Source organism: Massilistercora timonensis, from assembly GCF_048354975.1.
Lineage (GTDB): Bacteria > Bacillota > Clostridia > Lachnospirales > Lachnospiraceae > Massilistercora > Massilistercora timonensis.
This window is the reverse complement of record NZ_DBGCJQ010000101.1, coordinates 21,761-36,192: the sequence shown is the minus strand read 5'-3', so window position 1 is coordinate 36,192 and position 14,432 is coordinate 21,761. Positions and strand designations below refer to the sequence as shown.

16 protein-coding genes and 1 pseudogene are annotated in these 14,432 nt (G+C 56.9%); 15 read left to right on the top strand and 2 right to left on the bottom strand.

Annotated features, from left to right (window positions below):
• Both aroF and ACML7B_RS09115 read right to left on the bottom strand, forming a co-directional pair.
• On the bottom strand, window positions 1-1,014 hold the full coding sequence (aroF, locus tag ACML7B_RS09120) for a 3-deoxy-7-phosphoheptulonate synthase (protein WP_346707292.1): 1,014 nt from the start codon (window positions 1,012-1,014) through the stop codon (window positions 1-3).
• A 165-nt stretch (window positions 1,015-1,179) separates the two neighbouring features.
• A complete protein-coding gene (locus tag ACML7B_RS09115) occupies window positions 1,180-1,398 on the bottom strand; it encodes a helix-turn-helix domain-containing protein (RefSeq protein ID WP_106789252.1) in 219 nt (72 codons plus the stop codon).
• Between the two features lie 118 nt (window positions 1,399-1,516).
• Here ACML7B_RS09115 and ACML7B_RS09110 point away from each other — a divergent pair, with 118 nt between their 5' ends.
• The 15 genes and pseudogenes from ACML7B_RS09110 (at window position 1,517) to ACML7B_RS09040 (ending at window position 14,432) form a co-directional block, all read left to right on the top strand.
• Window positions 1,517-1,867 carry a hypothetical protein gene (locus ACML7B_RS09110; RefSeq protein WP_418540765.1) on the top strand — a complete coding sequence of 117 codons (351 nt, stop codon included), beginning with the start codon at window positions 1,517-1,519 and terminating at the stop codon, window positions 1,865-1,867.
• A 68-nt stretch (window positions 1,868-1,935) separates the two neighbouring features.
• Window positions 1,936-2,841: a S66 peptidase family protein gene (locus ACML7B_RS09105; protein ID WP_418540764.1), complete on the top strand. Its 906-nt coding sequence runs from the start codon at window positions 1,936-1,938 to the stop codon at window positions 2,839-2,841.
• A gap of 10 nt (window positions 2,842-2,851) precedes the next feature.
• Window positions 2,852-3,934, top strand: a complete 1,083-nt coding sequence (locus tag ACML7B_RS09100) for a DUF3810 domain-containing protein (RefSeq protein WP_418540762.1) — start codon at window positions 2,852-2,854, stop codon at window positions 3,932-3,934.
• 16 nt (window positions 3,935-3,950) lie between these two features.
• A complete protein-coding gene (gene prdD / locus ACML7B_RS09095; protein ID WP_346707288.1) occupies window positions 3,951-4,706 on the top strand; it encodes a proline reductase cluster protein PrdD in 756 nt (251 codons plus the stop codon).
• Window positions 4,707-4,723: 17 nt separating this feature from the next.
• Window positions 4,724-5,209 (top strand): glycine/sarcosine/betaine reductase component B subunit, encoded by a 486-nt coding sequence (locus tag ACML7B_RS09090; protein WP_106789248.1) that lies wholly within the window; start codon window positions 4,724-4,726, stop codon window positions 5,207-5,209.
• Between the two features lie 20 nt (window positions 5,210-5,229).
• Window positions 5,230-5,862: a DUF1847 domain-containing protein gene (locus tag ACML7B_RS09085; RefSeq protein ID WP_346707287.1), complete on the top strand. Its 633-nt coding sequence runs from the start codon at window positions 5,230-5,232 to the stop codon at window positions 5,860-5,862.
• Between the two features lie 127 nt (window positions 5,863-5,989).
• Window positions 5,990-7,054 (top strand): PTS transporter subunit IIC, encoded by a 1,065-nt coding sequence (locus tag ACML7B_RS09080; RefSeq protein ID WP_418540760.1) that lies wholly within the window; start codon window positions 5,990-5,992, stop codon window positions 7,052-7,054.
• 93 nt (window positions 7,055-7,147) lie between these two features.
• Window positions 7,148-7,672 (top strand): cob(I)yrinic acid a,c-diamide adenosyltransferase, encoded by a 525-nt coding sequence (locus tag ACML7B_RS09075; RefSeq protein ID WP_418540759.1) that lies wholly within the window; start codon window positions 7,148-7,150, stop codon window positions 7,670-7,672.
• Window positions 7,673-7,827: 155 nt separating this feature from the next.
• On the top strand, window positions 7,828-8,433 hold the full coding sequence (locus ACML7B_RS09070) for a GTP pyrophosphokinase (RefSeq protein WP_418540811.1): 606 nt from the start codon (window positions 7,828-7,830) through the stop codon (window positions 8,431-8,433).
• A 78-nt stretch (window positions 8,434-8,511) separates the two neighbouring features.
• Window positions 8,512-9,189: pseudogene (sfsA, locus tag ACML7B_RS09065) on the top strand (DNA/RNA nuclease SfsA); the annotation flags it as partial.
• 21 nt (window positions 9,190-9,210) lie between these two features.
• On the top strand, window positions 9,211-10,239 hold the full coding sequence (gene mutY / locus ACML7B_RS09060; RefSeq protein ID WP_418540808.1) for an A/G-specific adenine glycosylase: 1,029 nt from the start codon (window positions 9,211-9,213) through the stop codon (window positions 10,237-10,239).
• Between the two features lie 87 nt (window positions 10,240-10,326).
• Window positions 10,327-12,426: a sodium-translocating pyrophosphatase gene (locus ACML7B_RS09055; protein WP_418540757.1), complete on the top strand. Its 2,100-nt coding sequence runs from the start codon at window positions 10,327-10,329 to the stop codon at window positions 12,424-12,426.
• A 116-nt stretch (window positions 12,427-12,542) separates the two neighbouring features.
• A complete protein-coding gene (bsh, locus tag ACML7B_RS09050) occupies window positions 12,543-13,523 on the top strand; it encodes a choloylglycine hydrolase (RefSeq protein WP_418540756.1) in 981 nt (326 codons plus the stop codon).
• 15 nt (window positions 13,524-13,538) lie between these two features.
• Complete coding sequence (locus tag ACML7B_RS09045; RefSeq protein ID WP_418540754.1) at window positions 13,539-14,147, top strand: SGNH/GDSL hydrolase family protein; 609 nt, start codon at window positions 13,539-13,541, stop codon at window positions 14,145-14,147.
• Window positions 14,148-14,210: 63 nt separating this feature from the next.
• Entirely contained in the window at window positions 14,211-14,432 is a 222-nt protein-coding gene (locus ACML7B_RS09040; protein WP_346707281.1) for a tautomerase family protein, read from the top strand.

Sequence of the window (14,432 nt, the reverse complement as noted above, 5' to 3'; positions counted from 1 at the left end):
TCACACCTGCTTTCCCACTACCTGGGCGATCTGGGAAACCTCCCGGAGAAGCCGGTCATATTTCTCTGGCTTCAGGGACTGGGCTCCGTCGCACAGGGCAGATTCCGGATCGTTGTGCACTTCCACCATCAGGCCGTCCGCCCCTGCCGCGATGGCGGCTTTGGACATGGAGTCTACCAGCCACCATTTCCCGCCGGCGTGGCTGGGATCGATGATCACCGGAAGGTGGGTCAGTTTATGAAGCACCGGGATACTCTGGAGATCCAGCGTGTTCCGGGTATAGCTCTCAAAGGTGCGGATGCCCCGCTCGCAGAGGATCACATTTTCATTTCCGGAAGCCATGATATACTCTGCGGACATGATCCATTCGTCATAGGTGGCGTTCAGGCCCCGCTTGAGAAGGATGGGGCGGTCCACCTGGCCTAACTGCTTAAGCAGGTCGAAGTTCTGCATATTGCGGGCGCCGATCTGGATCAGATCCACCTTCTCATTGAAAATGTCCAGGTGCTCCGGGGACATCAGCTCTGTGACGATGGGGAGTCCCACTTCTTCTTTCACCTGGCAGAGGATCTCCAGTCCTTCCAGCCCCAGTCCCTGGAACGAGTAGGGGCTGGTCCGGGGCTTGAACGCGCCGCCCCGCAGGAGATTGGCGCCGGAGGCCTTTACGGCTTTGGCCACGGCGAGCACCTGCTCAAAAGATTCCACGGAGCAGGGGCCGGCGATCAGGCCAAGATGACCGTCGCCGATCTTCACGCCGGAGACGTCCACCACGGAGTTGTCCGGATGGAAGGCCCGGTTGGCCAGCTTGTAAGGCTCCTGTACGTGCATGACCTTGTCTACATAAGGGTTGACCTCGAAGAGACGGGGGTCGATGCGGGAAGTGTCGCCGATACAGCCGATGATGGTCTGGCCGGTACCGACTACGATATGTGTATCCAGTCCCCGCTTTTTCACAAGAGCTTCTACGCGGGAGACTTGTTCCTGGGTTGAATTTGGTTTTAATACGATGATCATAAGAATTTTCCCTCCATATTCGCACTGTAAAATTTTAGCTGTTTAAAGTGCGAAAACTAAGGATATCTTAACGCTGTGGGGGGTGTTTGTCAACCGGTTTTTCCAAATATTTTCCGCAAAAAACCGCCGGGCGAAAATCTCACGCCCCGGCGGTTTCAAAATGGGTCATTCTTTGTCGTCTTTCTCCAGCTTCAGGATCTCGTTGACGTCACAGTCCAGGAAATCACAGATCTTCGCAAGAGTGTGCAGATCGATGCGGACGACTTTATTCTTGCAGTAGTTATTCAGCTGTGTGCGCTGGAGCCTGCAGGTGTAGCAAAGCTGCGTCTTGCTGATCCCCTTTTCCTGCAGAACCCGTTCTATGTCGATTCTAATCCTACTCATTACGTCTAACCCCACACTGTCTTTTGCAATCAGTATACCCAGATTACAATTGAAAATATAGATGTATTAAATTACACTGTAACTAAATAGAATGTAATTTCTTGCAAGGGTGAGAAGAGTGAAAAGAAAAGGAAAAAGAAGGGTTATTTTTATCTGCGCGGCGGTGCTGGTCTTGTGGATGGCAAGTGTGGAGGCAAGGCCCTGGGAGGTGTGCGCTTCCTCGGTATTCACCAGTGGGGGAGAGACAGATATCCGGCTGTGCGTGGTGGTGAATTCCCTTCTTCCCATTGACGGGAACGAGCTGGCCCGGGAAGTGGTGGAGGAGCATCGTAAGATCAACGGACCAAGAGAAGAAGCCCGGTATGAGCTGGAATTGTACCGGAGCTATCTCCATTACCGGTGGCATCGTCCCTGGGATGTGATCTACTGTGACGCCGGGGGAAAGATCCTTCCGTCTCCGTTTGCGTGAGGCCTTTTATCGTGCTACAATGAAGGGGAAAGTTACAGAGAACGCCTAAGAGACAGGAGGCAAAAAAGATGAGTGTTATCTATCCAAGGCCACTGCGGCCCGGGGACCGGATCGTGGTGATCGACCCGGCCAATGCATTTACGGAGGACGGCATCCGGGGAATGCGTGAGTATCTGGAAGGGAAGGGATTTGAAGTGGCCTTCTCAAAGGATATGGCATTCCGGAGAGGGACGCCCAGGGAGCGGGCCGAGATCATGAACGAGGCGGTCCGGGATGAAAGGAATAAAGGGATCTTCTGTATGTGGGGAGGATACGGCTCCATGACGCTCCTGGATCATCTGGATTATCAGGCGCTGGAGAAGAACCGCCCGGTATTCTCCGGGTTCAGCGACATCACAGCCATGCACCTTGGCATCGGACAGAGAACGGATCTTGTCACCTATCACGGGCCGGTGCTCTATAGTATAAAGCGCCCGGGGACGCCGGAAGCGCTGGATCTGTTTATCGATATGATCGCAGAACCAGAGCGTCCTCTTACATTTGCCAACCTGAACGGGGATGGGATGGAGGTCCTTCAGGAAGGGACCTGTGAGGGAAAACTTACCGGCGGGAATCTGACCTTGATCGCCCGGTTGATGGGTACGCCCTGGGAGATCGATACCAGGGGGAAGATCCTCTTCTTTGAACAGGTGGACGAGCGTCCCTACCGGCTTCACGGGATCCTCACTCAGCTCGCCATGGCGGGGAAGCTCCAGGAGGCGGCCGGCGTGGTGGTTGGGGCTTTGACGGACTGCGACACCCCGGGGAGGCCGGGAAGCGCCCGGCAGCTTGTGAAGGAAGCGCTGGAGGTGGTAAATGGCCCGGTGATCTTCGGGCTGAACGCCGGACACAGAGGGGATTCCATCACGCTGCCCATGAATGCGTCGGTGCGGTTGTCGGCAAAAGGAACGGACATTTGTTTTCAAATGATCTAGGATGGCGCAGATGAACAGACGGAAAGCGAAAGAAAAAACAGCACCCCGAAAGGAACTGGCAATAACGGCGGGATTTCTTGCCGCAGGGGCGCTCCTTGCCGGGCTGGCCCGTCTGAATGCGGGATTCGGGCAGTGGTACAGTACCCATATCTATCCGGTTCTGGTAAATGTCCTTGGCCGGATCACAGGGATGCTGCCCTGGTCGGTGGCGGAGATCCTTCTATATATATTGCTGCTGCTTGTGCTGGTCACCGGCATCAGACTGGTTGTCCGCAGAGGGGGAGGGAAGAGATGGCTGGTCCACATCCTGCTGGCAGGATCGGTCCTTTTCTTCCTTTACATGGCGGGCTGCGGCGTCAATTATTACCGGGAATCCTTTGCGGAGAGCGCCGGGATCCAAAGGGCCCGGTATACGGTGGAAGAACTGCAGGAGGTCTGCCTGTGGCTGACCGGGGAGGTGAACGCCTGGAGCGGTCAGGTGTCCCGTGGACGGGACGGACAGATAGAATTGAAAGGTTCCCCGGAGAAGGAGGCTGTGGAGGCCATGGAAAGTCTGGGAGAAGTCTATCCCCAGCTTGAGGGATATTACCCCAGGCCCAAGGGGCTTCTCAATCCCTGGATCCTGTCGGTGCAGAAGCTGACTGGGGTGTATTCGCCCTTTACCATAGAAGCCAACTATAATACGGCAATGACGCCTTATAACATTCCTTTTACCGCCTGCCACGAGCTCTCTCATCTGAGAGGGTTCATGCAGGAGGAAGAGGCAAATTTCATCGCCTTTCTTGCCTGCCGCCGCTCAGAGGATGTGGATTTTCAATACAGCGGCGCCATGCTTGGCTGGATCAACTGCATGAACGTGCTCTATGAGGCGGATTATGAGAGCTGGGAGGAGATCCGCGGCCAGCTGACAGATGGGGCACAGGTGGATCTTGCGGCCAACAGTCAGTTCTGGAGCCGGTATGACGGCCGGGTGGCAGAGGTGGCGGACCAGGTCAATGACCGTTACCTCAAGGCCAACGGACAGAAAGACGGAGTGGAAAGCTATGATCGGATGGCAGACCTGATCGTGGCCTGGTATCTGGAACAAAGATAAAGGAGGTTGAGATTCAGTGGAAACAGGTTCAAGACTTACGGTGCGGGCGTACCACGTGACTGATGTAGAGTACGGAGAAGAAAACCGGGTGACCGTGGACGGGAAACTGACGGTATGCAGGGAGACGGCGGAAGAGATCCTGGCAAAGGAACCGCTGATCAAAGAGATCAAGATCCGGATCATCCGGCCGGAGGAACATGATCAGCACACCAACACCATCATGGATGTGATCCCCATTTCCACCAAGGTGCTGGGCAAGGTGGGGGAAGGGATCACCCACACCCTCACCGGCGTGTATGTGCTGCTCACCGGCATCGACGAGAGCGGCCGGCAGGTCTGCAATTTCGGCGGAAGCGACGGGATCCTGGCGGAGAAGGTGGCATGGGGCCGGGCGGGGACGCCTCTTGAGACAGACCTTCTGATATCCTTTGACGTGGTGCTAAGAGAAGGCACCTGGGCAGACCGGCCTGGACCGGATGCGGCCCACAGGGCCTGTGATTCTTTCTGCCAGATCTTCCGGGAGCAGATGAAGAAATTCAACGGCTACAAATGTACGGAGAAACATGTATTTCAGGAGACCTACGAGCCCTGGCGCAAGGATGTGTACATCGTCAAGGAAGTGTCCGGCCAGGGAGCGGTCTATGACACCCGGATGTTCGGCAATGAGCCCTGCGGCTTCGAGGGCGGGCACTCGGTGATCGATATGGGGTGCATGCCGGCGCTGGTGACGCCCAATGAATTCCGTGACGGCGTGATGCGGGCCATGGATTAGGAGAGGAGGAAGGTCAGATGGGAATCGGAACAAGTATGAAGGAAACGTCGCTGCACTATTACCGGGATCCCCTGGTGGAGGCAGTGTCCCAGGACGGGGATGTGAATCTGCGGGGGATCATCATCGTGGGATCTCCGGACGGCAACGAGGATAAATATCTGTCTGCGGAGCGGGTGGGCGTAAGCCTGGAATGTGCCCGGGCAGACGGAGCAATCTTCTCCTGCAACGGCCTGGGCAACAACCATGTGGACTATGCCCACGCCATTGAGGCGGCGGAGGTAAGAGGCGTGCCGGTGGTGGCGCTGAGCATGGTGCCGGCCAAGGATTTCGTGGTGCAGAACGATCACCTGGACGGAGTCCAGTGTTACTATAAGGCGCTGGAGAAGACGGGCGCGGTGGGAGACGAGACTACCGTGCTGGCAGAAAACACCGTAGATGAGATGGACGCCAGGAAAGCCCTGGCCCGGCTGAAGCTGAAGATGAGGAAGAAAGAGCAGGGATAAAAGAGGAGGGAGCGCAAACCATGGATAAGAAAGAGATGTCCTGCATTGACTGCGGGGTGAAGAACTGTGACAGAGGGGACAAGACATTTCCCGATTTCTGCCTGACCACCCATATGGATCCGGAAATCCTTCGGGAGGCGATGGAACTGTATCAGGAGGAAGAAAACCACCGGGTGACGGTGGCGGCGGCGGAAGTGGAGTATGAACATTACTGTAAATATACCCGGGTGGAGGAGATCATGGCCTTCGCCGAGAAGATTGGCGCCAAAAAGATCGGCATCGCCACCTGCGTGGGGCTCCTGAAAGAAAGCCGCACCCTGGCGGCGATCCTCAGGAAACACGGATTTGAGGTCTACGGCGTGGCCTGCAAGGCAGGGACCGTGCCCAAGACAGAAGTGGGCATCCCGGAAGAATGCTGCAGCCTGGGGAAGAATATGTGCAATCCCATCCTGCAGGCGAAGATCCTGAATGCCAAAGGAACCCAGCTGAATGTGGTGATGGGGCTGTGCGTGGGACATGACAGCCTCTTCTATAAATATTCGGAGGCGCTGACCACCACAGGGGTGACCAAGGACCGGGTGCTGGGACATAATCCGGTGGCCGCGTTGTATACGGCGGAATCTTATTACAACAAACTGATGTCAGAGGAATAAGGAGAAGGAAGGACAGGCGGAAAGCCTGTCCTTTTTCCTAAGATAAGACTTGCCTTCCTGTTGGGGCCGTGATAAACTTGTCTGGTGACAAGACACATGTCGTAACAGTGAGAGCGAGGGAAAAAACATGGAGAAACTAAAGAAAATACTTGACCGGATCTTTATCGAGGGCTTAAGCGCTATGGCCCAGGGGCTTTTTGCCACCCTGATCATCGGGACCATCATCCAGCAGATCGGGACGCTTGTTGGCGGCCCGGCGGGGGAGATGATCTTTGTGATCGGCAAGGTGGCGGCCTCTCTTACAGGAGCCGGGATCGGCGGGGCGGTAGCCTATAAATTCAAAGAGTCTCCCCTGGTGGTGATCTCGGCGGCGGTTGCCGGGATGGCAGGGGCGTTTGCCAGCAACCTGCTGGCAGGGACGGTGCTGGTAGAGGGTTCTATGGTCTACGCAGGACCGGGAGAGCCCCTGGGAGCGTTTATTGCCGCCTATGTGGGCATTTTCTTTGGACATCTGGTGTCCGGGAGGACGAAGGTGGATATCCTGGTGACGCCCCTTGTGTCAATCGGCACAGGATCTGCCGTAGGCCTTCTGGTGGGCCCGCCCATCTCCGGGTTCATGAACTGGCTGGGGTCTCTCATCAACTGGGGGACGGAGCAACAGCCCTTCCTGATGGGGATCGTGGTGTCGGTGCTGATGGGGATGATCCTGACGCTGCCCATCAGTTCTGCAGCCCTGGGGATCATCCTGAATCTGTCCGGCCTGGCGGCAGGGGCGGCCACAGTAGGCTGCTGCTGCAACATGGTGGGATTCGCGGTGGCCAGCTACCGGGAGAATAAGATCGGCGGCCTTCTGGCTCAGGGGATCGGAACTTCCATGCTGCAGGTGCCCAATATCGTGCGCAAGCCCATCATCTGGCTGCCGGCCATCATTTCCAGCGCGGTGCTGGGCCCGGTGGGGACCATGATCCTTCACATGACCAGCAACGCCACCGGATCCGGTATGGGAACCGCCGGTCTGGTGGGCCAGATCATGACCTGGCAGACCATGATCCAGACGGAGCCCGCCGGGATGGTGCTGGCCAAGATCCTGGTGATCCAGATCCTCCTGCCGGCGGCGGTTACGCTGGCAGTCTCAGAATTTATGCGCAAGAAAGGCTGGATCAAGTTTGGAGATATGAAGCTGGAGTTGTAATCCGGCGGGACCTGCTGGTATAATAAAGAAAAGCCGGGGCCGCAGGAGACGGACCCCGGGCAGGAATTTACGGGAAAAGGCAGGGATCACAAGATGACAGGGACCGGGAAGATACATGTATATTACGGGAAAGGGAAAGGAAAGACCACGGCGGCCATGGGACAGGTCCTGCGGGCGGCAGGCCACGGGCTTCATGTGCTGGTCTTCCAGTTCCTGAAGGACAACAGCTCCGGGGAGCGCCGGATCCTGGATGAGATCCCCAACATTACCTGCCTGCCGGGAAGGGAGCAGGTGAAATTCGTAAGTCAGATGAACCGGGAGGAACGGGCAGGGCTGAAGCATTACAATACCAAAGCCCTGGATGAGATCGTCAAGTTCTGCGGACCCTTCGACATGCTGCTTCTGGACGAGGCTCTCTGTGCGGTGGAGTTAGAGGTTTTAAGCGAGGAGAAGCTGATCAGCTTCCTGCAGCACAAGCCCAGGGGGCTGGAGATCATTCTCACCGGCCATAAAGTCTCGGACCGGATGCTGGAGATCGCTGACTATGCCACGGAGATGGTGAAGATGAAGCATCCCTATGACGCAGGGACAACGGCCCGGGAAGGAATTGAATATTAATTTTCTTAAATATGTGTTAAATTCAAGACAATTATAGGCTCATATGATATACTATAAAGCAATACGGAATAAACTCTTCGGCTTTATTGAGAGGAGTGAGGCGTTTGCAGAATGTGGTGAAGAATTACGAGGATGTGGACAGCTGGAAGACCATCATGTTTCTCTACACTTCCGCGCTGAAGGAAGTGGGGACCAAGCTGGAGATCCTGAATGATGAATTTCAGCACGTCCATCAGTATAACCCGATCGAGCATATCAAGACCCGGGTGAAGACGCCAGAGAGTATCGTGAAGAAGCTGAGACGGTACGGATATGAGTCTTCGATTGAAAATATGGTCAAATACGTCAATGACATCGCGGGAGTCCGGGTGATCTGTTCCTTTACTTCAGATATCTACCGGCTGGCGGAGATGATCGGGAACCAGAGCGACCTGAAGGTGCTGTCCATCAAGGACTACATCAAGAATCCCAAAGAAAGCGGGTACAAGAGCTACCATATGCTGGTGTCTGTGCCCATCTTCCTTTCCGACAGCGTGGTGGACACCAAGGTGGAGATCCAGATCCGGACCATCGCCATGGACTTCTGGGCCAGCCTGGAGCATAAGATCTACTACAAATTCGAGGGAAACGCCCCGGAATATATCAGCCGGGAACTGCGGGAATGTGCGGAGATGGTCTCCACACTGGATGACAAGATGCTTTCCCTTAACGAGGCGATCCAGGATTTCCTGGAGAAGCAGGAGAACGAGAAAGAACAGTAAAAGCCGAACAGAGTTTTATGCGTACGGCGGGGCCTGAGTGCAGCTCAGGCCCTTTGTATTGGAAATAAGGAGGACAAGATGAGATATCACGACGTGAGAGAGGCAAGGTTTCTCTCCCGCCCCAACCGGTTTATCGCCCACGTGGAGCTGGACGGGAAGGAAGAAGTGGTCCACGTGAAGAACACCGGCCGCTGCCGGGAGCTTCTGACTCCCGGCGCCCGCGTCTGGCTGGAGGAGGGGAAAAATCCGGACCGGAAGACCCGGTGGGACCTGATCGCGGTGCAAAAAGGGGACCGGCTTATCAATATGGACTCCCAGGCGCCCAACCAGGTGGCCCGGGAATGGCTGGAGGCAGGGGGGCTTTTTCCCCGGGTGGACCGTATCCAGCCGGAATACACCTACGGCAACTCCCGGTTTGACCTCTATGCGGAGGCGGAAGGGAGGAAGATCCTTATGGAGGTGAAGGGGGTGACCCTGGAGGAAGAGGGCGTGGTCCGGTTCCCGGACGCCCCCAGCCAGCGGGCGGTGAAGCACCTGGAGGAACTGGTCCGGGCCCGGGAAGAAGGATATGAGACCTATGTGTTCTTCGTGATCCAGATGAAGGATGTAAAGTATTTTACTCCCAACCGGGAGACCCATCCGGAGTTTGCCAGAGCCCTGGAGGCTGCGGCGGCAGCCGGGGTGAAGATCCTGGCCTGTGACTGCCGGGTGGAGCCGGCCCGGCTGGAGGCGGCGGACCCGGTTCCGGTGGTCCTTGGAGATCCCATTTTCTATGAGATGGGGGAGCCCCTGATCCGGTGGTACCGGGAGAACCGGCGGGACCTTCCCTGGCGGCAGCAGCCCTCTCCCTACCATGTGTGGGTGTCGGAGATCATGCTCCAGCAGACAAGAGTGGAAGCGGTAAAACCCTATTACCAGAGATTCCTTGCTGCCCTTCCTGCCGTTAAGGATCTGGCGGAGGTGCCGGAAGATCAGCTTCTGAAGCTGTGGGAGGGCCTGGGTTACTATAACCGGGTCCGGAACATGCAGAAGGCGGCCCGGCAGGTGATGGCGGACTACGGCGGGGAATTCCCGGTGACCTATGAGGGGATCCGGTCCCTTGCAGGGATCGGCAGCTATACGGCGGGAGCCATCGCCTCCTTCGCCTACGGCCTTCCCAAACCGGCGGTAGACGGAAATGTGCTGCGGGTGATCATGCGGCTGACCGGCGATGATTCCGATATTATGAAGCAGAGTACCAAAAAGCAGGTGGAGGAGAATCTGGAACCTGTGATCCCGGCCGACGCGGCCAGCGATTTCAACCAGGGACTGATCGAGCTGGGAGCTATGGTGTGCGTGCCAAACGGCCAGCCAAAATGCGGAGCATGCCCCCTGGCCGGGATGTGCCGGGCCCGGATGGAGGGAAGGATCGAAGAGCTGCCGGTAAAAACCAGGGCGAAGGAGCGGCGGATCGAGGAGCGCACGATCCTGGTATTCCGGGACGGGGAGAAGACGGCCATCTGTAAGCGGCCGGACAAAGGGCTTCTGGCCGGGATGTACGAGCTGCCCAACTACCTGGGGCATATGTCCCGGAAGGAAGTGGCCGCCTACAGCAAGGAGATCGGGCTTATGCCGGTGCGGATCAAGAAACTTCCGGAGGCGAAGCACATCTTCAGCCATGTGGAGTGGCACATGACCGGGTATGAGGTGCGGGTGGACGAGCTGGAGAAGACCAACGAGAAGGGATTCCTCTTCATCCACCCGGAAGAGATCCAGGAGAGATATCCCATCCCGGCGGCTTTTGGCAGTTACCTGCCCCGTTCTTAGCGAAAAAAAGATACCAAAACCTGATCGAAAGTGTTACAATGTTGCCAGATATACAAATATTCTTTTTGGAATGGAGGAGAGAGAGGTATGGATAATCAATTGGCACTGCTCACACTGTGCGGCTCTGTGATCGCGCTTCTGTTCGCATTTACCAGAGCGAAAAAAGTTCTGACCTTCCCACAGGGGACCGACCGGATGGCGAAGATCTCCGCTTCGATCCACAATGGGGCGATGGCGTACCTGAGACGGCAGTACAAGATCCTGATCGGGTTCTTTGCGGTAATGTTCGTGATCCTGGCGGCTATGGCAGCCTTCGACATGCTGACCTGGTTTGTACCCTTTGCCTTCGTGACAGGCGGATTTTTCTCAGGCCTGTCCGGATTCGTGGGGATGCAGATCGCCACAAGAGCCAACGCCCGGACGGCGGCGGCCTGCCAGAACAGTCTGAACAAGGGACTTAGGGTAGCCTTTTCCGCCGGTTCCGTTATGGGATTCACGGTAGTGGGCCTGGGACTTCTGGACATCTCTATCTGGTACCTTCTGCTGCGGCTGGTATTCAAGCTGCCTCTGGAGGATATCACCAGTACGATGCTCACCTTTGGTATGGGCGCTTCTTCTATGGCGCTGTTCGCCCGTGTGGGCGGCGGGATCTACACCAAGGCCGCGGACGTAGGCGCGGACCTGGTAGGTAAGGTAGAGGCCGGGATCCCGGAGGATGACCCGAGAAATCCGGCGGTCATCGCAGATAATGTAGGTGATAACGTAGGCGACGTGGCCGGTATGGGCGCGGATCTGTATGAGTCTTATGTAGGCTCCATTCTGTCCGCCTGCTCCCTGGGCGTGATCGCGTTTAATAAGATCGAATCCGTAGACCGGGTAAATGCAGTGGTGATCCCCATGATCCTGGCAGCCATCGGCGTGCTGGCGTCCATCCTGGGATCTCTTCTGGTGAAGACCGGAGAGAGCACCGATCAGATGACGCTTCTGAAAGCGCTGCGCCGGGGCACCAACACCAGCGCCCTGATCATCGCGGTAGTTTCCTTCCCCATCGTGTGGGTTGTACTGGGGAAAGATTTCATCGGATTCTACTTCGCCATCCTGGGCGGCCTGCTGGCAGGCGTGCTGATCGGATTCTTCACGGAGTACTTTACATCGGATACCTATAAACCCACCCAGAACCTGGCGGCCAAGTCCGAGACCGGATCTGCCACGCTGATCATCGGCGGTCTGGGACTGGGCATGCTGTCCACAGCGGTGCCCATCATCATCATCGCCATCTGCGTTATGGCGGCGTACGCGTTCTCCGGCGGTTTTGTTGAGACCACCAGAGGCCTCTACGGCATCGCCCTGGCGGCGGTAGGAATGCTGTCCACCCTGGGTATCACCCTGGCCACAGACGCTTACGGCCCCATCGCTGACAACGCCGGCGGTATCGCGGAGATGGCAGGACTGGAAGCAGAAGTCCGCAGAAGGACCGACGCGCTGGATTCTCTTGGAAATACAACGGCTGCCACCGGCAAGGGATTTGCCATCGGGTCCGCGGCCCTGACGGCGCTGGCCCTGATCGCCTCCTATGTGGAGAAGGTAGAACAGGTAGGCGGCAGCAGCGTCAACCTTGACATGAGCGTGATGAACCCCACCGTTCTGGTCGGGATCTTCATCGGCGCCTGCCTGCCTTTCGTATTCGCGGCTCTTACCATGGAGTCGGTAGGACGGGCGGCACAGAGTATCGTGGTAGAAGTACGGCGGCAGTTCAAGGAGATCAAAGGCCTGATGGAAGGCGAGGCAGACGCGGATTATGAGACCTGCGTGGACATCTGTACCAAGGCCAGCCTTCACGAGATGATCACCCCCACCCTGCTGGCCATCATCACTCCGGTCGTCACCGGACTGATCCTGGGCTACAACGGCGTGATCGGCCTTCTCACCGGAGCTACAGCCACCGGTTTCCTGATGGCCATCTTCATGGCTAACTCAGGCGGCGCCTGGGACAATGCCAAGAAATACATCGAGGGCGGCAAATACGGCGGCAAGGGAAGCGATTCCCACAAAGCGGCGGTTGTAGGCGATACGGTGGGCGATCCTTTCAAGGATACCTCCGGACCGTCCATCAACATCCTGATCAAGCTGCTGTCCATGGTATCCATCGTGTTCGCGGCTCTGGTAGTGAACTACCACATTTTCTAAATAGTAACAGCAACGCTTCCTGCAGGGCAGTTCGGCCGGACAGCTCTGCAGGAATTTTTTATCCGGCAATAAAAACGGGGGATCGGGGCAAAGTAGACATAAGGAGGAGCAGAAAAATGTGTACTTGTATCACTTATGAAAACGGAGATTTTTACTTTGGAAGGAACCTGGATCTGGAGTCTTCCTTTGGGGAGAAGGTGGTGGTCACGCCCAGGAACCATCCCTTCCGCTGGCGGGAGATGGAGAAGGAAGAGGGACCGCATTTCGCCTTGATCGGGATGGGAGCGGTGGCCGGGGATACCCCGCTCTACGCAGAGGCAGTAAACGAGAAAGGCCTTGCCATGGCGGGACTGAATTTTCCGGGAAATGCCTGCTACAGCCCCCGGGCAGAGGAAGGGCGATACAACGTGGCCACCTTCGAGCTGATCCCCTGGCTTCTGGGAACCTGCGCGTCGGTGTCTCAGGCGGAGGAACTTCTTCATAAGGCCAATATCCGGGATACCGCCTTCGCGCTCCAGATGCCGCCGGCGCCGCTGCATTGGATGATCGCCGACCAGGAGCGGTGCCTGGTGGCGGAGATGGTGGAAGAAGGGCTTAAGCTCTATGACAATCCGGCGGGAGTGCTGACTAACAATCCCCCATTTCCCTACCATCAGATGAACCTGGCCAACTATCTCAATGTGACGGCGGCCCACCCGGGCAGCCGGTTCTCCAATGGGCTGGATCTTGCGCCTTATGCGGAAGGTATGGGAGGTCTGGGGCTTCCGGGGGACGCGTCTTCCGCCTCCCGGTTTGTGAAAGCAGCCTTCCTGAAATGGAACTCTGCCGGGGAGAAGGAGGAGGGAGCCAATGTATCCCAGTTCTTTCACATCCTGGACAATGTGAGCATGGTGCGGGGAAGCGTGGTGACGGCTTCCGGAGCCTACGACATCACCACTTATTCCTGCTGTGTGAACACCCGGACCGGGGTGTATTACTATAAGACTTACGACAACTCCCGGATCCGGGCAGTGGACCTTCGCCGGGAGGATCTTGAGGGGAGCGCCCTGGCGGTGTATGAACTGGAGGACAAGCCGGAGATCCGGTATCAGAACTAAGAGAGGACGAAGGATATGAAGCTGGTATTTATGGGAGACAGCATCACCGATGCCTTCCACAAGCTGAACGTGGATGAGGCGGGGCTTGGGAACGGGTACGTGGCTCTGATCGCGGAGCGGTTAAAAGAGATGGGGAGAGAGGATTTCGTCCGCAACTCCGGACACGACGGGTTCACCGTGTCGGGGCTGCTGCGGCTGTTCGAGTACGACTGCCTTCAGTTCCATCCGGACCTGGTGACGGTGCAGATTGGAAGTAACGACGCGGCAGTGTATATGAATACCGGGAAGACCCTGGAAGAACAGGGCTTCGCGGACAGCTACCGGAAGCTTCTCGGGCGGATCCGGGAGGAGACAGGGGCGAAGATCCTGTGCCTGGGGCCCTTTATCTTCCCCCATCCGCTGGAGTACGCCAACTGGATCCCGGTGATCCAGAGGATCGAGGAACTGGAGCGGCAGATCGCGGCGGAAGAAGGGGCGGCGTTCCTGCCCCTTCACGACCGGCTGAATCAGGCGGCGAAGGAGCTGGGATACGAGGCCGTCACCGTGGACGGGACCCATTTAACCCGGGAAGGGGCGAAATTAATGGCCGAGGCCTGGCTTGAGGCGGCGGAAGGGATCTATTGACAGGCCGGGGAGTAGATGGTAAGGTTAGGACAGAAATCATTACGTGCATAGGAGGGAAAACATATGCCACATATCAGTGTAAAATTGTATCCGGGAAGAAGCCGGGAGATGAAGGAGAACCTGGCCCACAAGCTGCAGGAGTGCCTGGCCAGTGAGTCCGGCTGCTGGAGCAACGATGATATCTCCGTCTCCTTCGAGGAGATCGGACCGGATGGATTCGAGGAAACTGTGAAAAAGGCCATGAAGCCGGAGGAAATGATCCTGACCTCCAAGTTTGTTCACTAG